This window comes from Flavobacterium sp. OHVDL-2026-0007 (assembly GCF_059882335.1).
Genome location: NZ_CM187612.1, coordinates 3,669,703 through 3,695,871 on the forward strand (window position 1 = coordinate 3,669,703; position 26,169 = coordinate 3,695,871).

20 protein-coding genes are annotated in these 26,169 nt (G+C 35.0%); 13 read left to right on the plus strand and 7 right to left on the minus strand.

The window, feature by feature from the left end:
* Nucleotides 1-143 precede the first annotated feature (143 nt).
* The 6 genes from metF (at nt 144) to AC51AA_RS15120 (ending at nt 8,662) form a co-directional block, all read left to right on the plus strand.
* On the plus strand, nt 144-1,100 hold the full coding sequence (gene metF / locus AC51AA_RS15095; RefSeq protein ID WP_500703053.1) for a methylenetetrahydrofolate reductase [NAD(P)H]: 957 nt from the start codon (nt 144-146) through the stop codon (nt 1,098-1,100).
* Between the two features lie 190 nt (nt 1,101-1,290).
* Nucleotides 1,291-1,944 (plus strand): class I SAM-dependent methyltransferase, encoded by a 654-nt coding sequence (locus AC51AA_RS15100; RefSeq protein ID WP_500703054.1) that lies wholly within the window; start codon nt 1,291-1,293, stop codon nt 1,942-1,944.
* Between the two features lie 91 nt (nt 1,945-2,035).
* The gene (locus AC51AA_RS15105) at nt 2,036-3,259 is read left to right on the plus strand and encodes a dicarboxylate/amino acid:cation symporter (RefSeq protein WP_500703055.1); all 1,224 of its coding nucleotides are present in this window, start codon (nt 2,036-2,038) and stop codon (nt 3,257-3,259) included.
* 450 nt (nt 3,260-3,709) lie between these two features.
* A complete protein-coding gene (locus AC51AA_RS15110) occupies nt 3,710-6,058 on the plus strand; it encodes a TonB-dependent receptor (protein WP_500703056.1) in 2,349 nt (782 codons plus the stop codon).
* Between the two features lie 86 nt (nt 6,059-6,144).
* Nucleotides 6,145-7,380, plus strand: coding sequence for a DUF4374 domain-containing protein (locus AC51AA_RS15115; protein WP_500703057.1), 1,236 nt, complete (start codon nt 6,145-6,147; stop codon nt 7,378-7,380).
* Nucleotides 7,381-7,495: 115 nt separating this feature from the next.
* Nucleotides 7,496-8,662 carry a PepSY-associated TM helix domain-containing protein gene (locus AC51AA_RS15120; protein WP_500703058.1) on the plus strand — a complete coding sequence of 389 codons (1,167 nt, stop codon included), beginning with the start codon at nt 7,496-7,498 and terminating at the stop codon, nt 8,660-8,662.
* A 201-nt stretch (nt 8,663-8,863) separates the two neighbouring features.
* Here AC51AA_RS15120 and AC51AA_RS15125 read toward each other — a convergent pair whose 3' ends face one another.
* Complete coding sequence (locus AC51AA_RS15125) at nt 8,864-10,978, minus strand: TonB-dependent receptor domain-containing protein (protein ID WP_500703059.1); 2,115 nt, start codon at nt 10,976-10,978, stop codon at nt 8,864-8,866.
* Between the two features lie 300 nt (nt 10,979-11,278).
* On the minus strand, nt 11,279-12,175 hold the full coding sequence (gldA, locus tag AC51AA_RS15130; RefSeq protein WP_500703060.1) for a gliding motility-associated ABC transporter ATP-binding subunit GldA: 897 nt from the start codon (nt 12,173-12,175) through the stop codon (nt 11,279-11,281).
* A 145-nt stretch (nt 12,176-12,320) separates the two neighbouring features.
* Here gldA and AC51AA_RS15135 point away from each other — a divergent pair, with 145 nt between their 5' ends.
* Nucleotides 12,321-12,917: an outer membrane beta-barrel protein gene (locus AC51AA_RS15135; protein WP_500703061.1), complete on the plus strand. Its 597-nt coding sequence runs from the start codon at nt 12,321-12,323 to the stop codon at nt 12,915-12,917.
* Nucleotides 12,918-13,106: 189 nt separating this feature from the next.
* On the opposite strand, the gene metE is transcribed toward AC51AA_RS15135, so the two are convergent.
* On the minus strand, nt 13,107-15,431 hold the full coding sequence (metE, locus tag AC51AA_RS15140) for a 5-methyltetrahydropteroyltriglutamate--homocysteine S-methyltransferase (RefSeq protein WP_500703062.1): 2,325 nt from the start codon (nt 15,429-15,431) through the stop codon (nt 13,107-13,109).
* A 156-nt stretch (nt 15,432-15,587) separates the two neighbouring features.
* Here metE and AC51AA_RS15145 point away from each other — a divergent pair, with 156 nt between their 5' ends.
* Together AC51AA_RS15145 and AC51AA_RS15150 are read left to right on the plus strand one after the other, a co-directional pair.
* A complete protein-coding gene (locus AC51AA_RS15145) occupies nt 15,588-16,049 on the plus strand; it encodes an Lrp/AsnC family transcriptional regulator (protein ID WP_500703063.1) in 462 nt (153 codons plus the stop codon).
* A 92-nt stretch (nt 16,050-16,141) separates the two neighbouring features.
* Nucleotides 16,142-17,488, plus strand: a complete 1,347-nt coding sequence (locus AC51AA_RS15150) for a deoxyguanosinetriphosphate triphosphohydrolase (protein ID WP_500703064.1) — start codon at nt 16,142-16,144, stop codon at nt 17,486-17,488.
* Between the two features lie 9 nt (nt 17,489-17,497).
* On the opposite strand, the gene AC51AA_RS15155 is transcribed toward AC51AA_RS15150, so the two are convergent.
* Nucleotides 17,498-18,499 (minus strand): DUF3078 domain-containing protein, encoded by a 1,002-nt coding sequence (locus AC51AA_RS15155; protein WP_500703065.1) that lies wholly within the window; start codon nt 18,497-18,499, stop codon nt 17,498-17,500.
* Nucleotides 18,500-18,534: 35 nt separating this feature from the next.
* Complete coding sequence (locus AC51AA_RS15160) at nt 18,535-20,322, minus strand: 1-deoxy-D-xylulose-5-phosphate synthase (RefSeq protein WP_500703066.1); 1,788 nt, start codon at nt 20,320-20,322, stop codon at nt 18,535-18,537.
* A 38-nt stretch (nt 20,323-20,360) separates the two neighbouring features.
* Here AC51AA_RS15160 and AC51AA_RS15165 point away from each other — a divergent pair, with 38 nt between their 5' ends.
* Nucleotides 20,361-20,804, plus strand: a complete 444-nt coding sequence (locus AC51AA_RS15165) for a nucleoside deaminase (RefSeq protein WP_500703067.1) — start codon at nt 20,361-20,363, stop codon at nt 20,802-20,804.
* Between the two features lie 115 nt (nt 20,805-20,919).
* On the opposite strand, the gene AC51AA_RS15170 is transcribed toward AC51AA_RS15165, so the two are convergent.
* Both AC51AA_RS15170 and AC51AA_RS15175 read right to left on the minus strand, forming a co-directional pair.
* Nucleotides 20,920-22,464, minus strand: a complete 1,545-nt coding sequence (locus tag AC51AA_RS15170; protein WP_500703068.1) for an Rne/Rng family ribonuclease — start codon at nt 22,462-22,464, stop codon at nt 20,920-20,922.
* 429 nt (nt 22,465-22,893) lie between these two features.
* Nucleotides 22,894-23,184 (minus strand): HU family DNA-binding protein, encoded by a 291-nt coding sequence (locus AC51AA_RS15175; RefSeq protein WP_007805026.1) that lies wholly within the window; start codon nt 23,182-23,184, stop codon nt 22,894-22,896.
* 140 nt (nt 23,185-23,324) lie between these two features.
* On the opposite strand from AC51AA_RS15175, the gene mutY reads away from it, so the two are divergent.
* From mutY to AC51AA_RS15190, 3 genes are read left to right on the plus strand one after another with little or no spacing between them, the layout of a single operon-like run.
* A complete protein-coding gene (mutY, locus tag AC51AA_RS15180; RefSeq protein WP_500703069.1) occupies nt 23,325-24,371 on the plus strand; it encodes an A/G-specific adenine glycosylase in 1,047 nt (348 codons plus the stop codon).
* 37 nt (nt 24,372-24,408) lie between these two features.
* Nucleotides 24,409-24,849, plus strand: a complete 441-nt coding sequence (locus AC51AA_RS15185) for a single-stranded DNA-binding protein (protein WP_500703070.1) — start codon at nt 24,409-24,411, stop codon at nt 24,847-24,849.
* Between the two features lie 23 nt (nt 24,850-24,872).
* Entirely contained in the window at nt 24,873-26,168 is a 1,296-nt protein-coding gene (locus AC51AA_RS15190) for a gliding motility-associated protein GldE (protein ID WP_500703071.1), read from the plus strand.
* The last annotated feature ends 1 nt before the right edge of the window (nt 26,169 follow it).

A 26,169-nucleotide genomic window follows, 5' to 3' on the forward strand; every position in this document is an offset into this window, starting at 1 on the left:
AAGTTTCGAATTTCAGGTTTCAGTTTACAACTAAGTTGAAACCTGATGGTGGAAACAACCAAATATTTGATTTACGTTTTTTGATTCAGATTTTTTACACAAACCCATTCAAAACACGAAACTCATAACTCATACATTAAAAAATGAAAGTAACACAGCATATAGAAAACGCCAAAGAAAAGACCTTATTCTCATTTGAAATTATTCCACCTCAAAAGGGAAAAAGCATTCAAGAATTATACGACAATATAGATCCATTGATGGAGTTTGAACCACCTTTTATTGATGTGACGACTTCTCGCGAAGAGTATATTTACATTGATAAGGGTAATGGTCTTTTAGATAAGAAACTAACTCGTATGCGTCCAGGAACGCTAGGAATTTGCGCTTCTATAAAACATAAATACAATGTAGATACAGTTCCGCATTTACTATGTGGTGGATTCACTCAAGAAGAAACGGAGTATATGTTGGTAGATTGTCACTATCTAGGAATTAACAATGTAATGGCACTTCGTGGAGATGCGATGAAAGATGAACAATCTTTTGTAGCTAAAGCGGGTGGAAACAATTTTGCGATCGATTTAGTTCGACAAATTAATCAATTGAATTGCGGTAAGTATTTACATGAGGTTATGGATATCGATAACAAGGCTGATTTTTGTATTGGTGTTGCGGGGTATCCAGAGAAACATTTAGAATCGCCATCGTTACAATCAGACTTGAAAAGATTGAAAGAAAAAGTAGATGCGGGAGCTGATTATGTGGTAACACAGATGTTCTTCGACAATGCAAAATATTTCGAATTTGTAAAAAAAGCAAGAGAAATAGGTATTACAATACCTATTATTCCTGGAATTAAGCCAATTGCTGTACAAAAACACTTGCAGATTTTGCCACAGATTTTCCGTATTGATTTACCTGAAGATCTGATCCATGAAGTCGATAAGTGCAAAAACAATGCTGATATCCGACAAGTGGGTATTGAATGGGCAATTCAGCAATCCTTAGAATTAAAAGCTGCAGGAGTTCCTGTTTTACATTATTATTCAATGGGGAAATCTGAAAACATTCGCCAAATAGCGAGTAAAGTTTTTTAAATTTACTTCTTGAAAGAGTAGCATTTCTCTCAATATTGTCATTTCTCATGACAATATTGAGAAGATGAATAAAACAAGAAGCTATTTCTAGTGGTTGAGGTTGTCTGTTGGTCATTCATGATGTTAGAAAATAGGTATTATTTTCAGTACATCAGCAATCATCATTTCATTTGTCATCAAGGTACGGATTATGAAACAAGAAGAATTGCAAGAAATAGCGGCTCAGTTAAAAATGCCCACAGGAGAGAAAGGAATAGAAATAGCTCATATGATGGAGGAAACAAACCTCAATATGACCCTAAGTTCTTTCCGAAATCTAAATCATTCCCAAGGAGCTGTATTACTAGAACTCGGTCACGGAAATGCAGCGCATTTGGACTATTTAATGCGTGAAAGTACCAACTTAAGGTATTACGGACTTGAAATGTCGGAGCTGATGTTTATAGAAGCTCAAAAAAGAAATCAACAATTCATAGCGAACAAGACAGCTGAATTTGCGTTATACGATGGAAATCAAATCCCGTTTATGACTGCATTTTTTGATAGTATTTTTACCGTAAATACGATTTATTTTTGGCAAGATCCGGTAAAACTACTTTCAGAAATATATAGGATTTTAAAGCCAAATGGAATTTTCTGTCTCACTTTTGCTGAAGAAAGTTTCATGAAACAACTTCCCTTTACCCAATTTGAATTTGAGCTCTACAGCGCTGAAAAAGCAGAGAAATTGATTCGAAAAACAGCCTTCCAAATTAGTAATATAGAGACTTTAACCGAAAAAGTAAAAACCAAAACGGGGGAACTAATGGACAGAGCTTTTACAACTTTAGTTTTAAAAAAATAACAAAAAAATAGCGTATCGATTTTAGAACGCTTTTTTTGAGTAATTTAATTGCTTTTATTTCAAGTTTTTGTTTTCTAATACTTTAAGGGATATGGGTGTCGAAAAAATCAATTTTATTAAAAGTTACAGTAGTGTACTTTTGCTTTTGGGCGGGATCGTTGCAGGAAGTATTCTAGGGGTAGTGTTTGGTGATAATATTAAAATCATAAAACCTCTAGGGGATATTTTCTTGAACTTGCTTTTTACGGCCATTATCCCGTTAATCTTTTTTACGATCACTTCTTCCATTGCCAATTTAGAAAAAACAGAAAAGCTTGGAAGATTATTTGTGGTCATGATTGCCGTTTTTTTAGGAACACTGCTGATTTCGGCTATAGTCATGATTATGGCTGTTTACCTGTTTCCAATTAATGAGCATATTGTAATTTCAAAAGTTCCACTGGAAAATATCGCAGCCACTAATGTTGGAGATCAAATTACACAATTGCTTACCACGAATGACTTTTACGAATTACTATCGCGGAAAAGTATGTTGGCGCTTATCATCTTTTCCTTTTTGATTGGATTCGCAAGTTTGCAATCGGGAGAAAAAGGAAAAAGCTTTAGGAGTTTTCTTGATTCAGGAAACGAAGTAATGAAACAGCTTTTAAATATGATTATGAAATTGGCTCCCATAGGTTTAGGGGCTTATTTTGCTTATCAGGTTAGCTATTATGGACCGCAGCTGTTTGGGACTTATGCCAAACCGTTAGGGATTTATTACGCAGCCTGTGTATTTTATTTTTTTGTTTTTTTCAGTCTGTATGCTTTTGTAGCGGGTGGGAAAAGAGCCTTTATAGTGTTTTGGAGTAACAATGTTGCACCTGCACTCACAGCCATTGGTACCTGCAGTAGTATCGCGACCATACCAGCAAATCTTAAAGCAGCTGAAAAAATGAGAATTCCAGCTCATGTCCGCAATGTGGTTATACCTCTTGGTGCGCCCTTACATAAAGACGGTTCAAGTATGTCCTCTATTTTGAAGATTACCGTATTGTTTGCTATGTTTGGGAAAGATTTTACCCAGCCAAGCACTATACTCTTAGCCTTAGGGATCACCATAATCGTGTCAATTGTCGAAGGAGGGATTCCAAATGGAGGATATATTGGAGAAGTTTTGGCTATAACGGTATATGGTTTGCCCATGGCAGAAGCTTTACCAGTGGCCATGATTTTAGGTACACTTGTGGATCCAATTGCGACTCTACTTAATGCCAATGGTGATGTAATTTCTTCGATGATGATTTCTCGATTTTCTGAAAAAACAAAATGGTAAAACAAGTTTCTCCAGTAGTTTGCCCATAAAATCCTGCTAACAACTGTGATAAATAATAGACTAGATTTAGGTATTCCATTTTTTATCAAAAACAAAGTGTCTGAAAAAAATGCACTTCAGTCAGTCAAGTAACAGGGGATAGCGCACTGGTATAAACGCGATACTATTCCACCTTCAATAGCTCGTTTGCTTCGCAAACGGGCTTTTTTTATGTCTTTTCCTTTGTGTTTTTGTTAATCTAAAGTCTGAAAATTAACTTTTGTTGTGCTTTTCTCAGAGTAATTGTTAAGGTTTACTTAATTATTTGATAAGGAAAGCTATGATTTTTTATCAATTTACAGGTTTAAAAGTTAATAACTATTCTTATTTAGAATAATTAAAAATAGTTTGGAAATAGCCTTTTTTGAAGTTAATTTTGCTTCCAATTTAATTCTTAAACTAAATTAATCAATGCAATTAAATAGGATATTAATCTTGATTACGTTTCTTATAACGTCAATTCAAGGTTTCACGCAAAATAGCAAAGTAAGCATAACGGGGACTGTTTTAACAATTTATGGGAAACCTGCTGAAGGAGTTTCTGTGGCGTTAAAAGGAACCAATTATTCAGCGCTTACCAATGAAAAAGGACTATATGAAATGAATGCCGAGCCTGGTAATTATGTTTTGGCCATAAGTTATGTTGGATTTAAATCAAAGCAAACGAAATTCAATTTAGGTCAATTAAAGAAAATGATGCCAGATATCACAATCGAAGAAGATATGGCTGCTTTGGATGAAGTTCAGGTGAAAGGAAAATCAAAAGTACAGCGTGTTAGAGAACAGGCTTTTAATATCACAACTGTTGATCTAAAGCAATTATACAATACTTCGGCAGATCTGAATCAAGTTTTGAATAAAACAACCGGTGTACGGGTACGTGAATCTGGAGGAATGGGGTCCGCTTTTAATTTTTCTTTAAATGGTTTTTCAGGAGATCAAGTCAAGTTTTTTCTAGATGGAATTCCAATAGATAATTACGGTTCATCTTTTACCTTGAATAATATTCCAGTTAACATGGCCGAACGTATCGATGTTTATAAAGGTGTTGTGCCCATTGAGCTTGGTGGAGATGCATTGGGTGGGGCAGTGAATATAGTCACGAACAAAAATGTAGATCATTATTTAGATGCCTCCTATAGTGCGGGATCATTTAATACACATAAGGCAGCTATTAATACAAGATTTACCAGTAAAAGGGGAGTAGTAGCTAATGTGAATGCTTTTGCTAACTATTCGGATAATAGTTATAAAGTGGATGCTAGTGTTCCCGATGCCTTTTCAGGGGTTTATGGGCCAGTTCAAAAGCTTAAACATTTTCATGACGGCTACAAACAAGGCACAATCATGGCAGAAGTTGGAGTGAAAGATAAAAAGTATGCAGATTATTTGTTGTTTGGTGTTGCTGCAAGTGCTAATAAAAAGGAAATACAACAAGGAACTACGATGTTGAGAGTTGTGGGTGATGCGTTTACAGATAGTCAGAATTTTGTTCCCTCTTTGAAATATAAAAAGTCAAATTTATTTACTAAAAATTTGACAGCAACTTTAGCAGCATCTTATAACATTGCGCAAGAACGTGTAGTGGACACTTCCTCCGCAAGATATGATTGGTCTGGTAACTATGAAATTAAAAGTTATGAAAGTGGTGGTGAAATCAATAGCGTTAAAACGTTGATGGTATTTGATGTAAAATCGCTTCAGAGTAATGCTAATTTTAAATACGATTTAAATGAGAATAATTCATTTGGACTTAATTATACATATTTAGGGTATAAACGTAAGCAGGATAATGAATATACAACTACAGATGTGCCGAGCGAACCTTTTATTAATAAAAATATACTAGGTCTTTCTTATAACTTATCGGCACTTGAAAAAAGATTGTCTTATACCGCTTTTGCTAAAATGTTGGATTTGCATGGTGAAATAATGACTCAGGAAAATGGCGTTATAAAACCTTCATTTAATGACTTAGGTTATGGTACTGCGGCAGCTTATTTTGTAGTTCCTGAAGAGTTTCAGGTCAAGGCATCTTATGAACATGCTTTCCGACTTCCGTCAGCTGTTGAATTATTAGGAGATGGCGGTGTTCGAATAAATCCAAATCCAACACTTCAGCCTGAAGTAAGTGACAATATTAACTTAGGTTTTGCTTATAAAAAAGGTTTTGCGGTACACTCCTTTGGAGTTGAAGGAAATTTGCTTTACCGGAAAGCAAATAACTTTATACAACCTCGTTTGGATGGTAATAAAAGTATAAATGTCAATTTCAAAAACATTCAGGTTACGGGTGTTGATGGAGTACTTCATTACGGATATAAACAATGGTTCACTTTTGACTTAAACGCTACTTATCAAAAGACATTGAATATGGATAATGCGCTTCAACCAGGAACTAGTCAAGTTAATTATTTATATAAGACTCAGGTGCCGAATGTTCCTATTTTTTATGGAAATGCCAACTTGGGATTTTATTTCAAAAATCTACACTATACCGACGATTTATTTACCGTTAATCTATCTACGAATTACTCAGGTAGTTATTATTTAAATCCGCCAACTTTAGGAAAGCAGAACAAAAAGGAAATTCCTGAGCAACTTTACTATTCAGCATCTTTAGCGTATTCACTTAAAAATGGTCGCTATAATGTTGCATTGGAATGCTTCGATATTACCAATGTAAAACTATACGATTACTATAATGTGCAAAAACCAGGAAGAGCATTTACGTTGAAGTTAAGGTATTTCTTTATGTAGTCTGGCCATTAAAATTAGAACACTCTCCATATCAAAAACTGCTATGTATAACAGTTTGTAATTAATTAAAAATCAAATAATATAATATGAAAACAATTAAAAGTCTATTAGCTGTAACGCTATTTTCAGCTGCCCTATTTTCATGCAGCAGTGATGATTCCTCATCAGATGATACTATACCAGGAAGTAAATATGTTTTAGGTTATCAAACCGATACTTGGAATACCAATTATATGTGGAGTTTTAATTCATTAGATGAATTAATGACAGGCACAATTGATATGACGGGAAAAGGAATTGAACAAGGAGGTTCTTATATTCCAATTGCCAATACCATGTTTGCATGTGATAATGAAGTAGAAGGGGCTGCACCATTTTATTTAAATTCGGCAAGCGAACTAGTGGCAGGAAGTCGTGTTTTTATTGAGTCTACTTTTGCTTATGGAGTTACAGATGATCATAAATTATTAATTGTTGGAGCTTCTTGGGGAGGTACATCAACGGATAATGAATTGATTGTCTATGATCCAGTAAAACAAGCTATAACCAGTCGTAAATTTAATGATTTTGGGACGGGTACAGGGCGTTTTGACTTTCCTACAGGAGTAACAGTAAGTGGCGATAAAGTGTTTGTATCTGTTTTTAATAGAGATGCCAGTGATGATTGGGCTATAGAACAAACCAAAGCTTACATTAGAGTTTATGATTATCCATCATTAAATTTTGTAAAAAGAATTGAAGATTCGCGCACTACTTCAGTTGGTATGTATTATACCAATACGGGTATTATTCGTACTGATTCAGGTAATGTGTACACTTTTTCGTCTAATGCTATGGCTGGAGGATATGATACACCATCTACAACAAAAGGTTCCGGAATTCTACGTATCAACAAAGGTACAAGTGAATTTGATTCTTCTTATTTCTTGGATCTTCAAGCCAGTTCAATTAACGGTAAAGTATTAGCAGCCTATCCTTTGGGAGGTGAAAAAGCCTATATAGTTTATTTGCCTACAGCAGATGATACCGTGCTTTGGGGATTTTTAAATCATAGTTCATATAAATTTAAATCAGCCATAATAGATTTGCCTTCTAAAAAAATAACCCAGGTTACAGGATTGCCTCTTCATGCAGGTGATAGTTATTTCGGGGTTGGAAGTTTATTTTATGAAGATGGTTTTGCTTACAAAGCTTTTGTAACGAACGATGAAGTTCGTGTCTACAAAATTAATCTGGAAACTGGTGCAGCGACAGCTGGTGCGAAAGTAACAGGAGGAGGAACTGATATTTCCGCAATTACGAAACTATCACCAAAACAATAATTACATTTTTTACTTTATTAAATAACCATATAATCAATGCTTTTGCAGTATTGATTATGTGGTTTTTTAACTACTGATGTTTTTCATTTTACGATATATAAAAACAGTTTTAATAATGGCAATGATCAAAAGACAAAGTGCTAAAGCAGCCAATAAAGGAAAATCACGTTTTAGTAAAATTAATGCTTGGCTTCATCTATGGTTGGGGCTGGCATCAGGAATAATTGTATTTATTATGGCAATTACGGGTTGTCTCTTGGTTTTTGAACAGGAGATCAAAGCACTAACATCACCCTGGTTAAATGTTGAGGTACAAAGTACGGATCAATTATTACCACCTTCTGAAATTTATGCCGCTGTCCACAAAGTATTGCCTAAAAAAGAAATCCATGGAGTTTGGTATAATGGTTTAAATCAGTCTGTTAAGGTTGATATAGAATCGGATTCATTGATTTATGTAAATCCATATACCGGTAAAATTACAGGAATGGTAGATCATGAAGATTTTTTTCATATTATGGATGAAGGGCATCGTAATCTTTGGCTCGAGCGCGAAATTGGATCGCAAATAACGGCCTGGGCAACTTTTATATTCTTTTTTTTACTTATTAGTGGACTTATAATGTGGTTTCCGAAAAAATGGAATAAGACAACAAAAAACACTAGTTTCAAAATAAAATGGAATGCAAAATTCAAACGCTTAAATTATGATTTGCATAATGTAATGGGGTTTTATGTAATTATTTTGGCTGTCCTTATTTCCTTTACAGGATTATTAATGAGTTTTCATTGGTTGCGTGAAAGTACGTATTGGATAAGCGGTGGTTGGGCAGATGAAAAGGATAAAAAAGAACAAGTGGTTAACGTAAAAAAAGATACTTTATCCCGGAAACAATTGGATAGGTTAGCTGCTGCTGATTTTATCTGGAAGAAAGTAAGAACGGAAATAGCTAAAGAAAATAAAGAAGCAGTAATTATTCATTTTCCAGATGAGCCTGAAGAAGATTTTTACGCTTGCACAGATATGAATCAAGGGGTATGGAGGGATTTATATTTCGATGCCAAAACATTAGAATTACTTCCAAAATCACAAAAATACATTAGCAATGAACGTTTCTCAGATTGGTTAATGCGCGCTAATTATAGTCTTCATATTGGTGCTATAGGAGGATTACCAACTAAGATTATCTATTTCACGGCCAGTTTAATTTGTGCCAGTTTGCCTATCACTGGATTTTATATTTGGTGGGGGAGAAAGAAAAAACAAAAGACCAGAGTCTAGCTTAGGTAAAGTATAGCTGTTTTTTAGTTCGTTTTATTTAAGTTTTTGATGAGAATTACTGTTCGTAAATTTTTTTTTGTTTAAAAACGGCGAAATATACGTGTTGAAAATCCATGAAACAGAAATAGCCTGCTTAGATAAGCAGGCTATTTTCCATCAAAAAAACAAAAACAAAAACAAGGAATCTAAAGATTCGAAACACTAAATTCTGTAGGTAAAGGCTATGGTAGCAATGCGGTTATCAAGATCGTATCTTTTGTCAATAGCAGTTTGACCAATAACCGAATTGATGTGGAAATTATTAGTGTTGAAAATATCAGTAATATTAAACTTGATATTTCCTTTGTTAGAAAGGACTTGTTTCGAAATTCCTATACTGAAATCAAAAAAAGCATCCCTTTGATAAATACCAAGATTTGATTTTGATTGATATTGTGCGTTTGCTTCTGCTTTCCAACTTTCTGTGATGGTAAATGAGTTTTGTATGCTTAGATTCAAAGTGATAATGGGATCAATTTTTTCTGTATTAACAACATTGCCCATGAATTTATTTTCGAAAATATTAAAAAGTGTATTAACTGACCACCATTTGCAGAGATCACTTGTATTGGTGATGTTTGCACCATAATTATAGGACTTGTCTACGTTAATTTGGGTGGTTACCGTTGTGTTGTCTTCCGGATTGTAAACATATACTTCTGTAAAAACATCTTTTGTTCTGTTGAAATATAAAGAGGCCATGAAAGCACTTTTCCAAGCATAACCAATTTCGGTTGAATGCGTGATTTCAGGAACTAAATTCGGATTTCCTTGTGAATAGTTGAATGAATCATCGTAAAAGCGAAAAGGATTCAAATCGAACTGGCTCGGTCTGTTGATTCTTTTACTGTATGAAGCGTGTAGCGAATGATTGCTGTTTACTTCATACTTCATAGAGAAACTCGGAAACCATTTTAAATAATCATCTTTATGTGCTTCGTTGAAAGTTTTTTGTAAAATGTTTACTGCGGTATATTCTGTTCGTAAACCACCTTGAATATTGAGTTTTTCCAATTGATACTTGTAGTTGACATAAGCGGCATAAATTTGTTCCTTATACTCAAAATGATTGGTAGAATTTACATCTACAATCCATTGATCATTTTGATTGTATTGGTATACCGATGGATTATCATTGTTTTTTAGACTGCCTTTAAATCCCCATTCTATCGATTGTTTTTCCTTTAAGGGATTGGTAAAATCAACTTTTCCGATAAAGACCCTTAATTGTGACGGAATAAAACCTTTTCTGTCATTAATGCTGTTTGTACTCGAAGGATCTATATTTTTAGAACTCTGAAACTGATTTGACCTGAATTTTGAAGTTTCATATTCAAAATCAAAAGCCATGTTTTTTCCTTCAGTGTTAAATTTATGAACTCCGGAAAAAGCATAGGTATAATCGTTCCATTTCTCTTTACTGTCATTGTATGTTGAAGCATTGAATTGTACTTGTTGCGTCGCATTAACTAATGTATTATTACCATGAGCAATGTTTTCGTAGCTACCTAATTTTGCATCTACATATACTTCTAAGTTGGTTTTAGGAGAAAGTTCGTAAGTGGTACCTATTTTAAAATTATTTGAGGTCAATGGTTCGTCCGTAATGGAAGATTGATGGTTTTTTGTAGAAATTTCTTGACGAGTGGCATCAGTATACTGATTTTGATTAAATTCTTTTCGCTCTTCTTCTCCTCTAAAAGTGTAGCTATAGTTTCCATAAACGCCAAATTTGTCTTGATTGTAGCTTAAGTTCACACCAGAATTCGTTCTGTTTTTGCGGCCCAAACCATAATTCGTAAAAGCAGTTCCTTTTAATCCTGAGCTGCTAGGTTTTTTTAATATAATATTAATAATTCCTGCCTTTCCAGTAGCGTCATATTTTGATGAGGGATTGGTAATCACTTCTATTTGCTTAATGTTGGATGAGGTTGTCGATTTTAAATAATTGGCAAGTTCCTTTTGCGACAGCTGTGTTAATTTGCCATTAATCATAACAGCAACGCCTTGTTGTCCACGAATAGATAGTGCGCCATCTTGAGACACAACGACCCCCGGAGCGCGACTTAAAACATCTAAGGCAGTTCCGCCTTCAGAAACGATACTGTTTTCCACATTAAAAACCAATCGATCTGATTTTTGAGTATAAAGAACTTTCTTTTTTTTGATGACTAATTCATCCAAAACAGTGATCGATGTTTCAATAATACTATCGCTTTCTGTTTTAGATTGGGCATAGCCAGATATCGAAAACGCAAGCATTATCGATGTTATCATATTTTTCATAGGAGTATAAGATGTATTTTTAAAACGTCAAATATACAACTATTCATATTCAGTCTAAATAAAAATAATATATAATTTATGAGAAAACAATAACCCATTGGTAATTAGTGAATAGCTATTGGAATAAAGGAGGAGGAATCGTCAATAACATTATAATTTGGAGAGAGAAACAAGTGAAAAAGAGCTTATTATTGCCTTAAAGAAGGGAAATCCCTAGACTATATTTCAAAAAAAAACCAATTCATTCGAGAATAGAATGAATTGGTTTTATCTGTTAACTGCGGCTAAAAATTACTTGGTAATTTCTCTGAAGACCGCTTCTAGATTTTTATTTTTTTGATTCAATTGTAATGTCTTTAATCCATTTTCATTGGCAAAATCAAATACGGCTGGACGCATATCTTTATCGGATAAGAATTTTAACTCCCAGGTCATGTCGTGGATGTTTTTGTAAGAGGTAATGTTTGGAAGTTTTGCTAAGAGTTGTTCTTCCACTCGAAAGTCAAATTCTACCTCTATAACTTGCTCAGCATCGGCAGAGATTAATTTATCTAATTTTTTGTCGGCAACGATTTGTCCTTTGTCAATGATAATGACACGATCGCAAATAGCTTCAACTTCTTGCATGATATGAGTCGATAAAAAAACAGTCTTGTCTTTTCCTACGTTTTTTATGACATTTCTGATTTCCATTAACTGATTGGGATCCAGTCCAGTGGTGGGTTCATCTAAAATTAAAACATCTGGATTGTGCAATAAAGCGTTGGCAAGTCCTACACGTTGGCGATATCCTTTCGATAACTGACTTATTTTTTTATGACTTTCAGGGGATAAGCCTGTCAGCTGAATCACTTCTTCAATTCGTGATTTTGGCACCTGGTAAACATCGGCATTAAAAGCCAAGTATTCACGAATATACAAATCCAAATACAATGGATTGTGTTCTGGTAAATACCCGATAGAACGTTGTACTGCTTTGGTATTAGTCATGACATCATGGCTATTGACAAGGGCTGTTCCGCTATCGGCTAGTAAATAGGTAGTCAATATTTTCATTAAAGTTGATTTTCCAGCTCCATTTGGACCTAGGAATCCAACGATTTCTCCTTTTTCAATAGAAAATGAAATAGCGTTCAACGCTTTTTGAGTTCCGTAACTTTTTGATATGTTGTTTACTTCTATCGACATGACTTTTAATTTGCTACAAAAGTAAACAGAAATAGTTTTGATTACTACATTTTGTCTTTCTAAGAGTTTATAAAAATTTCAAATTTTAGTAAGGTTTGCGTCATTGTTATTGTTAATGGAGTATTAAATTATTAAATAGTACAAAATGAAAAAAATGATGGTTATGGCTGCATTAGCTATGTTTAGCTTTGCAAATGCTCAAAAAGGGTCTGTTTTGGTGATGGGAAGTATCTCTTATGATTCTCAAAAAATTTCAAATTCTGGTGTAGAAATGAAAAGTAGCGAATTTGGTTTTGCACCTAAGGTAGGTTATCAGTTTCACCAAAATTGGACTGCTGGTCTTGAGGCTGGAGTTTCAACTTCTAAGGCTGATGTTACTAGCAATACTGAGCGTAAATTCAATGATTTCTCACTAGGAGGTTTTTTGAGATATTCTAAGCCATTAAATCAAACTTTTTCTGCCTACGCTGATTTAGGAGTTGGTTTCCAAAATAGAAAGGACACTTTCACTGACAATAATGGGAATTCAATGACTACAGATAAGGGAGACGGATTTTATGTTGGGGTTACACCAGCAATTTTTATCAATGTTAATAAAGGATTTGGTTTAAACTTCAACATTGGAGGTTTAGGGTACAACACTTTAAATTTTGATGGAAACAACGGTAACGGAGATACTGTTAAGAATTTTAATTTTTCTTTCGGTAAAGCATTTTCTGTTGGAGTTTCAAAGAATTTCTAATTTAGAAGGTATTTTGATTTCAATGAAGCACTCCATTTTGGGGTGCTTTTTTTTGTTCAACATTGTAATAGCTACACCAATGTTAATGTAATTGGGCCAACATAAGTGAAGTCGGAATGGGATCATAACTACAAATTTCCGACTCCACTAGTTGACTTAAAAACAAAAAAATAGTAATAAAAAATAAAATTATACGCTTACCGTCTCTTGGACTGCTATTCTCATTTCCTGAGCCGCAGCGACCATTTCTATTAAGGCTTTTTTAGTTTCATCCCAATGACGAGTTTTTAAACCACAATCTGGATTTACCCATAACTGTTCTACAGGAATAACGGCTGAAGCTTTTTTTAGTAAATGAACCATCTCGGTGCGTGAAGGCACGCGTGGGGAATGAATATCGTAAACTCCAGGACCAATTTCATTGGGGTATTTAAATTCCGCAAAGGCATCTAGTAGTTCCATTTGAGAACGTGAACATTCAATAGTGATAACATCGGCATCCATATCTGCAATATGCTGAATGATGTCGTTGAATTCACTGTAACACATATGGGTGTGAATTTGAGTTTCGTCATGAACACCGCTAGCTGAGATGCGGAAAGCTTTGATTGCCCAATCCAAATAGTTGGCCCATTCCTCTTTTCTTAGTGGTAAGCCCTCGCGAATGGCTGGCTCGTCGATCTGAATAATTTTGATTCCAGCTTTTTCTAAATCGACTACTTCGTCGCGAATGGCCAAAGCAATTTGTGTACAAGTTTCAGAGCGAGGCTGATCGTTGCGAACAAAGGACCATTGTAAAATAGTAACGGGTCCGGTTAACATCCCTTTTACCCATTTTGAAGTTAAAGATTGAGCATATTTGGACCATCTTACGGTCATAGGATTAGGTCTGGACACATCCCCATAAATAACTGGAGGTTTTACACAACGGCTTCCGTAACTTTGAACCCAACCATTTTTTGTAAAGGTAAAACCGGCCAATTGTTCCCCAAAATATTCCACCATATCATTACGCTCAAATTCTCCATGAACCAAAACGTCAATGCCAGTTTCTTGTTGAAAATCGATGGTAGCCTTGGTTTCCTTTTCGATCAAATCATCGTACTGAGCAGCCGTTAACTCTCCTTTTTTGAATTTCGCTCTCCAACTTCTAACTTCTGCCGTTTGAGGGAATGAACCTATGGTTGTAGTGGGGAACAAAGGAAGATTCAATGTTTTATTTTGACTTTCTCTTCTAGTAGTAAAAGTGCTTTTACGTTTGTCATCAGTAGAGCTAATATTGATTACTCGCGATTTTACGTCCTTATTGTGAATTAATTTCGAGGTTTTACGATGTTCGTTTGCTTGAGTGTTTTCTTCAAAGGCATGGCTATTCTGGCTATCAAGTTGTTGGGTAGCAAACTGTTTTAGTAAAACAACCTCATTGATCTTTTGTTTGGCAAAAGCCAACCATTGTTTGATTTCAGGTGTTAATATGGTATCGTTGGTTTCTAAGTCTAAGTCGCAGGGGGAGTGAATTAAAGAGCATGATGGGGCTACTAAAATTCTGCTTTCGCCTAGGGCAGCTGTTGCTTTGTTGATTAAGTCTAAAGAGTTTTTGAAATCATTTTTCCAAATATTTCGTCCGTCTACAATTCCCAAAGAAAGATTTACGTTTGAAGCCAAGAGTTTGGAGTCTAAAATGTCATCTAGTTGAGAAGGGCAACGTACTAGGTCTAAATGCAAAGTGTCAACTGGTAATGCTAAAGCGGTGGCTAAGTTTTCTCCAAAACAATCAAAGTAGTTGGCTAAAATGATTTTGATATTGGGAAAACGTTTGTTGATTTCGTTGTAAACATCTGTATAAGTATTTCTTTCTTTGTCTGTTAAATTCAAGGCTAGAAAAGGTTCGTCTAACTGTATATAGGTTGCTCCTTCAGCCTGTAATTTTTCAAAAATTTCAAAATATACAGGAAGCAATGTATCGATAAGATCAATTCGGTGAAAACCCTCCTCTTTTTCTTTTCCTAAAAGGAGGTAGGTAATAGGGCCGATTAGGACTGGTTTTGTTTTGATTTTTAAGGCACTGGCCTCTTTGAATTCGTTAATTATTTTTTCAGAAAACAAATTGAATTTTTGATTCTTAGTGAATTCAGGAACAATATAATGGTAGTTGGTATCAAACCATTTGGTCATTTCCATTGCCACTACATCTTGTCCGTTTTTTTGCGCACCTCTGGCCATTGCAAAATACAAATCCAGTGATGAGTTTGTTTTGGATAATTCGCTATAACGTGCTGGAATTGCGCCAACAGTCAGTGTTAAGTCAAGTACTTGATCATAAAATGAAAAATCATTGGATGGAATTAGGTTTATCCCAGCTTCTGCCTGTAAAGTCCAATTGCTGCGACGGATGTCTTTTCCTGTTTCAATTAACTCAGCTGCCGAAATTTTTCCAGCCCAATACAATTCACTGGCTTTTTTCAGTTCTCTGTTACTACCAATTCTTGGGTAGCCTAGGTTATTTGTTTTCATGTTTGTTCAGTGTTTTTTACTGAACAAATTTATTGTATTGGATTTAAATACTTATATTTGGTTGTTATTTAAGTAAATAGTCTTTTTTATGTTTGATTTAGAAGATTATTTTACTGTTCGATCATTAAAAATGACACTTAAACCGTAAAAAGTACTATGGAAAATTTAGACAAGACTGATTTATTGATCTTAAAAGAGCTGCAGCAGAACTCAAACATCAACACAAAAGATTTAGCCAGTAAGTTATGCTTAACTGTGACGCCAGTTTATGAGCGTATAAAAAGACTCGAGCGTGACGGATATATTACCAAATATGTAGCCTTATTGGATAAGAAAAAAATGAATCGGAGTATGATTGTTTTTTGCAATGTCCGTTTAAAAGAACATGCAAAAAACGTGGGAAGTAATTTTGTGAAGGATATAGTGGCGCTTCCTGAAATTATCGAGTGTTATAATATCGCTGGCGATTATGATTTTATGCTTAAAATTATGGTTCAGGATATGGCTAGTTATCAGGATTTTGTAATGAATAAATTGTCTACGATCGAAAACATTGGAAATACCAATAGTATTTTTGTAATGGGAGAAATTAAACACAGTACAGCTTTAGCGTTTTAAACACTAATAATAATAGGTAATGAAGTGAGTTTTGTTTGAAGGAAGTCTTAAAATAAAACGTATTTTTGATCCTCTTTAAATCAAAAATTAGAATGAACTGGGAACAACTTTTATCACTCAAGCGCCAAGGCGATACTAGCAAAAGATTACGTGTAGAACAAGATGATACTCGACTAGGTTTTGAGGTTGATTACGACCGAATTATCTTTTCGGCCGCCTTTAGATCTTTACAAGATAAGACACAAGTGATTCCGCTTTCTAAAACAGATTTCGTTCATACACGATTGACACATAGTCTAGAGGTTTCGGTTGTAGGACGGTCTTTGGGGCGTTTGGTAGGAAAAAAAATCATCGAAAAATATCCACATCTAAAAGAAGTTCATGGCTATCATATGAATGATTTTGGTGCTATAGTGGCAGCAGCATCTTTAGCACACGATATTGGGAATCCACCTTTTGGTCACTCGGGTGAAAAGGCCATAGGGGAATATTTTTCTAGAGGAAATGGACAACAATATAAGAATCAATTGACAGCTAAACAATGGCAAGATTTGATTGATTTTGAGGGGAATGCGAATGGGTTTTCTGTGCTTACCGCAAGTCGTCCAGGTATAGAAGGAGGGCTTCGAATCTCTTACGCTACTCTAGGTGCTTTTATGAAGTACCCTAAAGAAAGCTTGCCTAAGAAGCCTACGAAAAATATTGCCGATAAAAAGTATGGTTTCTTTCAAACCGATAAGTCCTTTTTTGAAGAAGTAGCGCATGATATGGGTATGATTGCCAATAAATCAGGTGACGATATTGGTTTTGAAAGGCATCCTTTAGCTTATTTGGTGGAAGCTGCTGATGATATTTGTTATACCATAATCGATTTTGAAGACGGAATTAATTTAGGATTAGTTTCTGAAGATTATGCGTTGGAATATTTGATTAAATTGGTAAAAGATAATATCGGTGTTGCCAAATACAAAACTTTAACGACGAAAGAAGATCGTATTAGTTATTTGAGAGCCCTAGCAATTGGGACCTTAATTAATGATGCGGTGGATGTTTTTATTGAAAATGAAGAAGCTATTCTAGCAGGGAATTTCCCTTTTGCTTTAACCGACAAGAGTAAATACAAAGCACAAATGAATGATATTATCAATTTAAGTGTGGAGAAAATTTACCAAAGCCGTGAAGTAATCGAAAAGGAAATTGTGGGTTACCAAATTATCCAAACTTTACTGGATAAATTTATAACCGCATTTAATAATAAATATGAGGGGACAGCTTCGAATTACGACAAATTGCTCTTGAAAATGTTGCCAGAAAAACACCATTTAGAGAAAACCAATGTGTACGAGCGCCTCTTGCATATTTGCCATTATGTTTCTTTATTAACAGATGGGAATGCATTAGAATTATTCGAAACGATTAACGGTAGAAAGAATAATTAAGTTAAGAGATTATTGAAAAGCATAGACTAAGCCCACGCCTAAGACTTGTCTTAGCTGGGTTCTTGGTCCATCATTGACCTGAGATTTTGCTCCAGTAGTAGGATCAATAACGTCTTTTTTAGTCTTAATGTCGTTATCATAAACCAAGTGAACACCAATGTTTGCTTTTACATAAGCATTCACCACAAGGTCCAAACGGGTATCATAATCCACATCGACATTTCCAAATCGGTTAAGATAATCGGTATATAAATTTAATCTGTTTTCGTAAAAAACATTTTTATAGATTTCGGTTTTCATGTATCCAGTAAAAAGGATACCAAATTCTGCCTTAATTTTTTCTCCTTCTTCAATTAAAATTTTATTATCAGGATCTAAAGGATCTGTGGCATAAACGGCTTTTTTAACACCAAAGGCTCCTTGGTTGGCTAGATATTGGTCAAGAACCAAAGTGGTTTTTAGTGTAATAGGAGAGAAGTAAAATGTTCTATTCTTTTTCTTGTTTGAGTTTTCAGCTCCAGCTCCCAAAAACACATAGGCTGGCGCGAATGGCTTGGAAATAGCAATGTCTCTATTGGGATAATTGTATCCGTTGGTAAATTGAGTACTGAAATTATATTTGGCTGAATAGAACCAATTTGATGTGGTGTCTTTCCTGAATCCGTAAGTTGAATTCAGTATAAGGGCGTCGTCCGTTTTGCGGAGTTCTGTACCATCTTGTTTGTTTAAACCATATTTTACAATAAGTTCGTTGAACCATTTATGGTTTCCTTTGGCATAAGTCCTTGCAAATTCTCCCTTAAATAAACCCGAAATCGAGCTGGTTCCCCCTGCACTCCAATTGACAAATGCCACTTCGGAAATGTCAAATCCTAACTGGTTCTTTTTGCTCCAGTTAGAGGGTGTTTTAGGCAATTGATGCGGGTCTAAAGTAGTTTGTATAATCTGAGCAAAGTTATTTGAAGTATACAAAAGCAATAGAAGCAAAATAGTAGAACGCAATAATTTCATTAGGTTAATTTTAGTATTTTGATGGCGCAAAATAATTATTTTGTGCCGTTAGAAAAAAGATTTGCTAAACTTTTAACGTCAATTTTACATATATATTGTAATTGATCAGTAGTTCCGTGCTCTATGAACAGATCAGGAACTCCTAAGAGAGTGACGTTGTTCTTAAAGTTATTTGCAGCGGCAAATTCCAAAATGGCACTGCCAAAACCACCGTTTATAGTCCCTTCTTCTAGGGTGATAATCGTGCTGAATTCCTTGAAAATAGATTGTAACAGGTTGGTATCTAGTGGTTTGATAAAAGGGAAATCATAATGAGCAATTGCGCTAGGATTGTCGCATAGTTTTAACGCCTCAATAACATTATTTCCGATCGTTCCAGTGGATAAAACAGCTATTGCCGTTCCAGGTTTTAGGCAATTTCCTGCTCCGATGCTAATTTTTTTATAATGTCCGAAATTTTCTACATACCAATTAGGCAAAACACCTCTTCCTCTTGGATATCGGATGGCAATAGGGTGTTCTAGTCCCAATTGAGCGGTGTATAAAATGTCTTGTAAGGCAATTTCATTGATTGGGGCGTAAACAATCATGTTGGGAACCGTTCGTAAATAAGCAATGTCAAAAACACCATGATGTGTTGCGCCATCTTCACCCACCAAACCAGCTCTGTCTAAGCAAAAAATAACGGGTAAATTTTGTAGTGCGACATCATGAATGACTTGATCGTAGGCACGTTGTAAAAAGGTGGAATAAATGTTACAATATACGACCATACCCTGGGTGGCCATGCCGGCGGCAAGGGTTACAGCATGTTGTTCTGCGATTCCAACATCAAATGCGCGTTCTGGAATTTCATCCATCATGAATTTTAAGGAACTGCCAGAAGGCATAGCTGGAGTGATTCCGATTATTTTGGTGTTTTTGCGAGCTAAATCCAAAAGGGTTAAGCCAAAAACATCTTGATATTTTGGTGCTAAATTTTCTTCTGATTTTAAATGGATTTCTCCCGTGGTCGCATCAAATTTCCCTGGAGCGTGATATTTGACTTGGTTTTCTTCAGCTTGCTGCAATCCTTTTCCTTTTGTGGTCACGATGTGCAAGAATTTAGGGCCTTTTATCTTTTTTAAGCGCTTTAATTCGTTAATTAGGGTTGGGAGATCATGACCGTCAATTGGCCCTGAATAATCAAAATTCAAGGACTTAATCATGTTGTTCTTCTTTGGGTTCTTCCCTTCTTTAACAGCGGTAAGGTATTTTTTAAGAGCGCCAACACTCGGGTCGATTCCGATGGCATTGTCATTTAAAATGACCAATAAATTAGCATCGGTGACTCCCGCATGATTTAAGCCTTCAAAGGCCATCCCAGAAGCAATAGAAGCGTCACCAATTACGGCTATGTGCTGTTTTGTGAAATCGCTTTTTAAATGGGATGCAATAGCCATTCCTAGGGCTGCGGAAATAGAAGTGGAGGAATGACCAACACCAAAGGTGTCGTAAATGCTTTCACTTCTTTTAGGGAATCCAGATAAGCCTCCGAGTTGTCGGTTCGTATGAAATGTTTGTCTTCTTTCGGTTAGGATTTTGTGTCCGTAAGCTTGATGACCAACATCCCAAACCAATAAATCGTCAGGGGTATTAAAAACATAATGTAAGGCAATAGTTAATTCAACTACTCCTAAACTAGCACCCAAATGTCCTTCTTTCACCGAAACAATATCAATGATGAATTGGCGTAATTCCTGGGCAACTTGTGGAAGTTGCGCTTGAGAAAGTAAGCGTAAATCAGTTGGATTGTTTATAGTGGAAAGTAAATGTGCTGACATAAAGCAAAGGTACGAATTGAATTCTTATTTTTGCACTTATGGAAAATCCTTTCACCGACGAATATTTTATGAAAAAAGCTTTTCAGGAAGCTGAAATGGCTTTTGATAAAGGCGAAATTCCTGTTGGAGCTGTAATTGTTGTAGCCGATAAAATTATTGCAAGAAGTCATAATTTAACGGAATTGTTAAATGATGTTACAGCTCATGCTGAAATGCAGGCTATTACAGCAGCGGCCAATTATTTGGGAGGTAAATATTTAAAAGATTGTACCTTGTATGTGACATTGGAACCTTGTCAGATGTGTGCTGGAGCCTTGTATTGGAGTCAGATTTCTAAGATCGTCTTTGGAGCAAGAGATGAACAACGTGGTTTTATGACTTTGGGAACAAAATTGCATCCTAAAACAACCGTACTGTCAGGGATTATGGCCGATGAATCTGCTGAATTAATGAAGCGTTTTTTTATAGAAAGACGTAAATGATCTTGTGAAAAAGTCTCATCAGCGCAGTAGAACGAGTATTTTTTTGGGGCTCTGTTGCAGGACGGGACAATAAGGCATAAAAAAACCGCCAATCTTGCGAGAGGCGGTTTTTGTTTTATTCTGAAATAACATTTCCTTTTTTATCGTAGAAATGATATTCTAAGTACGTGTAAGCGTCACGAGGTATGATTTTCACCCATTTCTTATGTTCAAAAAACCATTTTGAACGTAATGATGGAAAACCTTTACTGAGGTATGCAGCCACAAACGGATGTGTGTTTAGTACAACTTTATTGTGGGTTTTTAGTATTCTTTCTAAATCAGAGGTGATTTTATCAATGATTAAAATTGGCGCTTCAATTTCGCCATTTTCATTGTTCGGATCTTCTTCTCTAGTTTTAATGTTAACTTCTGGTCTTACACGTTGTCTGGTAATTTGTACTAAGCCAAATTTACTAGGAGGTAAGATTTTATGCTTTGCTTTATCGTCGCTCATTTCTTCTCGCAAGAAGTCGAACAAAACCTTCCTGTTTTCGGGATTTGACATATCGATAAAATCTACTACGATGATTCCGCCCATATCACGCAAACGCAGTTGTCTGGCAATTTCAGCGGCAGCAATCATATTTACTTCCATGGCTGTGTCTTCCTGATTAGTCGCCTTATTCGAACGGTTTCCACTGTTTACGTCGATGACGTGTAGAGCTTCAGTATGTTCGATAATAAGATAAGCGCCTTTGCTCATGGAAACGGTTCTTCCAAATGAAGTTTTGATTTGTCTCTCTATATTATATTTCTCGAAAATTGGAGTGTCGTTTGATTGATAAAACTTAACAATCGATTGTTTTGAAGGTGCAATCTCTTGCAAATATTCCTTCGTTTGATGGTACAACTCTTCGTCATCTATTTGGATACCACTAAAGGTATCGTTGAATACATCTCTTAGTATTGAAGATGCTCTGTTGAGTTCTCCTAATACTTTTGATGGATGATGAGCAGTTGGTAATTTTTTACACATTGCAGTCCATCTGCCAAGCAGGTTCTGCAAATCTTTTTCTAATTCGGCTACGTTTTTGCCTTCGGCTACTGTGCGAACAATAACACCAAATCCTTTAGGTTTGATAGATAGTACAAGTTTTTTTAGACGATCCTTTTCTTTTTTGTCTTCTATTTTTTGAGAAATAGAAACACGGTCAGAAAAAGGAACGAGAACAATAAATCTTCCTGCCAATGAAAGCTCAGCGCTTATTCTTGGACCTTTGGTCGATATAGGTTCTTTAACAACTTGAACTAAAACAGATTGATTGGCACTTAAAATATCAGTAATGATGCCATCTTTGTCAATCTCTTTTTCAAACTGAAAGGTTTTTAGGGAGAAATCTTTTATTTTACCTGCGCTTACAAGTTTTATGAATTTCAGTTGGGAAGCTAAGTTAGGTCCTAAATCGTGATAGTGTAAAAAGGCGTCTTTTTCGAAGCCTACGTTTACAAAAGCAGCATTAAGTCCAGCAACGGGTTTTCGTATTTTGGCAATAAAAATGTCGCCAACTTGAAAATTGCTTTTCTCTTCTTCTTTGTGTAATTCAATTAGTTTTCCATCTTTTAATAAGGCAAAATCTACGGCTTCAGAACTAGATCTAATGATTAATTCTTTATTCACACTGTAAATTTTTATCCGTACTTTTTAGTTTTCAGTTCACAGTTTACAGTTTACAGTTTTGCAACTCTTAACTCATAACATATTAACTCTTAACTGAATTGTAAGGATGGATTAAACAATATTTTTTAACAGGTATTGAACCCGGGAGGGAAAATTTAAATCTCAATTTAAAAAACCCAAATTCCAATTCTTAAGTTAATATTGATTTCTTAATTGTTGGATTTTGGATTTTCTTTTTTGGAATTTTTGAAATTTCCCAAATTTCAATGAACTTTTACTTTTAAAAAGAAAAAAGTAGTTTAAAACTACTTTTTCTTCTTGTGACGGTTAGCTCTCGCTCTTTTCTTTCTTTTGTGAGTAGCTACCTTATGTCTCTTTCTTTTTTTACCACTTGGCATATCGTGTCGATTTTATGATTAATTAATAGTATTATTTCGCTTCGTTATTCGTTTTTACTCCTTCTACAAAAACTTTTGCAGGTTTAAAGGCAGGAATGTTATGTGCAGGAATTTTGATAGTGGTGTTCTTAGAAATGTTTCTACCTGTTTTTTCAGCTCTAGTTTTTACAATAAAACTACCAAAACCTCTTAAGTAAACATTGTCTCCGGTCTCCAAAGAAGTTTTAACCTCTTCCATAAAAGTTTCTACTGTTGCTTGAACATCTCCTTTTTCAAGACCAAGTTTCTCTGAAATTTTCGCTACGATATCTGCTTTCGTCATTTTCTTTCCTATTTTATTTTATAAATGGTGTACTATTTTTTTGAGTTTGCAAATATAGGAATTAAAAAAATAATTAATCAAGCTAATTCGTTAAATTTTAATTACATAAACATTTACTTTTGTATTCTAAGTATTTTACAATGAATTTTTCTAACGTATTGATAAAATGGTATTTACAAAACAAACGTGATTTGCCATGGCGAAAAACGACCAATCCGTACCTAATTTGGCTCTCAGAAATAATGCTCCAACAGACTCGAGTTGCGCAAGGAACACCTTACTTTTTGTGTTTTACGGAGAAATTTCCTACTGTATTTGATTTGGCAAACGCGAGTGAAGAGCAGGTTTTGAAACTTTGGCAAGGATTAGGGTATTATTCTCGTGCTCGAAATCTTCATAAAACGGCACAATATGTAGCCAATGAATTAAATGGTATTTTTCCAACTAGCTATATTGACTTGTTAAAATTAAAAGGGGTTGGTGAATATACTGCTGCAGCTGTTGCTTCTTTTTCTTATAATGAAGTTGTACCTGTTGTGGATGGAAATGTATTTCGAGTGCTTTCTCGTTACTTTGATCTCGAATCAGATATTGCTTTACCGGCAACTAAGAAGGAGTTTACAGCCCTAGCGCTGGAAGTAATGCCAAAAGATAATCCCGCTATTTTTAATCAAGCTATAATGGAGTTTGGTGCTTTGCAATGTGTGCCTAGAAGTCCAAATTGTGCTATTTGCGTTTTTGAAGCTAGTTGTGCGGCTTTGCAAAAAAAGAAAGTGGATGTGTTGCCTGTGAAGTCAAAGAAGTTAAAGGTGACCAATCGTTTCTTTAATTATTTGATTTTAGAAGATGTTTTGGGGAATACCTTGATTCAAAAAAGAACGGCTAAAGGAATCTGGCATAATTTATATGAATTTCCTCTTTTGGAGATGCCTGAGATTGTTGGACTGGATGTTGTTGTGGCAGCGATTCAAAACGAGGTGCTTGGGGATTATACTATAATAGGAATAGAAGAGTGTAGTGAGGCTACTGTGGTGCATAAACTATCGCATCAGCATTTACATATTCAATTCTGGAAAATAAGAGTGGGAGAGGTGATTCAGAACGGATTAAATCAGGTCGATTTAAAAACGTTTCCTTTTCCTATAGTGATTTATAATTTTATTGAACAGCAAGAAGTAAATTGCTAAAAAGATGTATCTTTGATATAAATACCACCCTTATATTATGAACGGAACATTAAATAAAGTGATGCTGATTGGCCATTTAGGCGATGATGTAAAAATGCATTATTTTGATGGAGGAAACTGCATTGGTCGTTTTCAGTTGGCTACCAACGAAGTGTATATCAACAAAACCACAAATGAAAAAATAACTTCAACAGAGTGGCATAATTTGGTTGTTCGCAATAAAGCGGCTGAAATTTGTGAGAAGTATTTGTCTAAAGGGGATAAGATTTATGTTGAAGGACGTATAAAATCTCGTCAATGGCAGGCGGAAGATGGTGCGACTAAGTATACTACAGAAATTCAAGTTACCGAGTTTACCTTCTTGACTACCAAAAAAGAAACCGGAAACAACAAGCAAAATCCAGATTCAGAGTCCGTAAAAAATACTAACTTTGATGCCAGTAATGAAGGGTTACCTATAAATGACTTGCCTTTCTAAGTGTTTAACTAATTTTTTTTAATTTGGACCCAGAGCCCAGTTTGTTTTTTGCTACAACTTTAGACATCAATTTAATTGTTGTTTTTGTTGGAATCTTTGTTTTGCTGTTTCTATCGGCAATTGTTTCAGGTGCCGAGGTGGCACTTTTTTCTTTGTCTCAAAAGGATATTGACGATGCTTTACAGGAAAATAGTTCAAAAGGAAAAGTGATTTCTGATCTTTTAGATAAACCCAAAAAACTATTAGCTACGTTATTAGTGGCTAATAATTTCTTTAACATTGGGGTTGTTATTTTATTCTCCTTTATAGGGGAGGGTGTTTTTGCTACTATTGGATCGCCTGTATTTAGGTTTATATTAGAAGTAATTTTAGTTGCTTTTTTAATTTTGCTCTTTGCAGAAGTTTTGCCCAAAGTATATGCAAGCCGAAATAATGTGAAATTTGCCAAACGTATAGCGTATCCAATTGCTTTTCTGGATAAATTATTGACTCCAATAAGTTTGCCTATGCGTGAGGTTACCTTGTATTTGCAGAACAAATTAGGGAAACAAAAGAATAGTTTTTCAATAAATCAGCTCTCACAAGCCTTGGAGCTTACCGATTCCGAGGGGACTTCAAGTGAAGAACAGAAAATATTGGAAGGAATTGTTTCTTTTGGGAATACGGATACCAAACAAGTAATGAGTCCTAGAATTGATATTTTTGCCTTAGAAATATCAGAGCCCTTTGCGGCCATTTATCCAAAAATAATTGAAAAAGGTTTTTCCAGAATTCCGGTCTATAGTGATAATATTGATCAGATTGAAGGAGTGTTGTTTGTGAAAGATTTGTTACCTCATATTGATAAAGAAGAATTTAATTGGGCCTCTTTGATTAGAGAAGCCTTTTTTGTTCCGGAGAATAAAAAATTAGATAATCTTTTAAAAGATTTTCAAAGTCTTAAAAGCCATTTGGCGATAGTGGTTGATGAATATGGCGGAACATCAGGACTGGTTTCTTTAGAGGATGTGATCGAGGAAATCGTTGGGGATATCAGTGATGAGTTTGATGATGAGAATTTGAATTTTTCTCAGATAGATGATAAAAACTTTCTTTTTGAGGGGAAGATTAATTTGAAGGATTTTTACAGAATCATTGATGTTGATGAAGATGTTTTTGAATCGCGTAAAGGTGAGGCTGAAACATTGGCGGGTTTTATTTTGGAAATCCTGGGTAATTTCCCGAAAAAGGATCAAAAAATACATTTTGAAAATTGTGTTTTTACCATTGAAACAGTGGATAAAAAACGTGTGAAACAAATTAAAGTAACAATAGAATAAA

Coding starts and splice junctions, on each gene's coding strand:
- AC51AA_RS15155 (WP_500703065.1), bottom strand. CDS start 18,499: ATGAAATTATTGCGTTCTACTATTTTGCTTCTATTGCTTTTGTATACT.
- AC51AA_RS15145 (WP_500703063.1), top strand. CDS start 15,588: ATGGAAAATTTAGACAAGACTGATTTATTGATCTTAAAAGAGCTGCAG.
- mutY (WP_500703069.1), top strand. CDS start 23,325: ATGAATTTTTCTAACGTATTGATAAAATGGTATTTACAAAACAAACGT.
- AC51AA_RS15115 (WP_500703057.1), top strand. CDS start 6,145: ATGAAAACAATTAAAAGTCTATTAGCTGTAACGCTATTTTCAGCTGCC.
- metF (WP_500703053.1), top strand. CDS start 144: ATGAAAGTAACACAGCATATAGAAAACGCCAAAGAAAAGACCTTATTC.
- AC51AA_RS15165 (WP_500703067.1), top strand. CDS start 20,361: ATGGAAAATCCTTTCACCGACGAATATTTTATGAAAAAAGCTTTTCAG.
- AC51AA_RS15110 (WP_500703056.1), top strand. CDS start 3,710: ATGCAATTAAATAGGATATTAATCTTGATTACGTTTCTTATAACGTCA.
- AC51AA_RS15120 (WP_500703058.1), top strand. CDS start 7,496: ATGGCAATGATCAAAAGACAAAGTGCTAAAGCAGCCAATAAAGGAAAA.
- AC51AA_RS15125 (WP_500703059.1), bottom strand. CDS start 10,978: ATGATAACATCGATAATGCTTGCGTTTTCGATATCTGGCTATGCCCAA.
- AC51AA_RS15175 (WP_007805026.1), bottom strand. CDS start 23,184: ATGACGAAAGCAGATATCGTAGCGAAAATTTCAGAGAAACTTGGTCTT.
- AC51AA_RS15105 (WP_500703055.1), top strand. CDS start 2,036: ATGGGTGTCGAAAAAATCAATTTTATTAAAAGTTACAGTAGTGTACTT.
- AC51AA_RS15135 (WP_500703061.1), top strand. CDS start 12,321: ATGAAAAAAATGATGGTTATGGCTGCATTAGCTATGTTTAGCTTTGCA.
- AC51AA_RS15185 (WP_500703070.1), top strand. CDS start 24,409: ATGAACGGAACATTAAATAAAGTGATGCTGATTGGCCATTTAGGCGAT.
- gldA (WP_500703060.1), bottom strand. CDS start 12,175: ATGTCGATAGAAGTAAACAACATATCAAAAAGTTACGGAACTCAAAAA.
- metE (WP_500703062.1), bottom strand. CDS start 15,431: ATGAAAACAAATAACCTAGGCTACCCAAGAATTGGTAGTAACAGAGAA.
- AC51AA_RS15100 (WP_500703054.1), top strand. CDS start 1,291: ATGAAACAAGAAGAATTGCAAGAAATAGCGGCTCAGTTAAAAATGCCC.
- AC51AA_RS15160 (WP_500703066.1), bottom strand. CDS start 20,322: ATGTCAGCACATTTACTTTCCACTATAAACAATCCAACTGATTTACGC.
- AC51AA_RS15150 (WP_500703064.1), top strand. CDS start 16,142: ATGAACTGGGAACAACTTTTATCACTCAAGCGCCAAGGCGATACTAGC.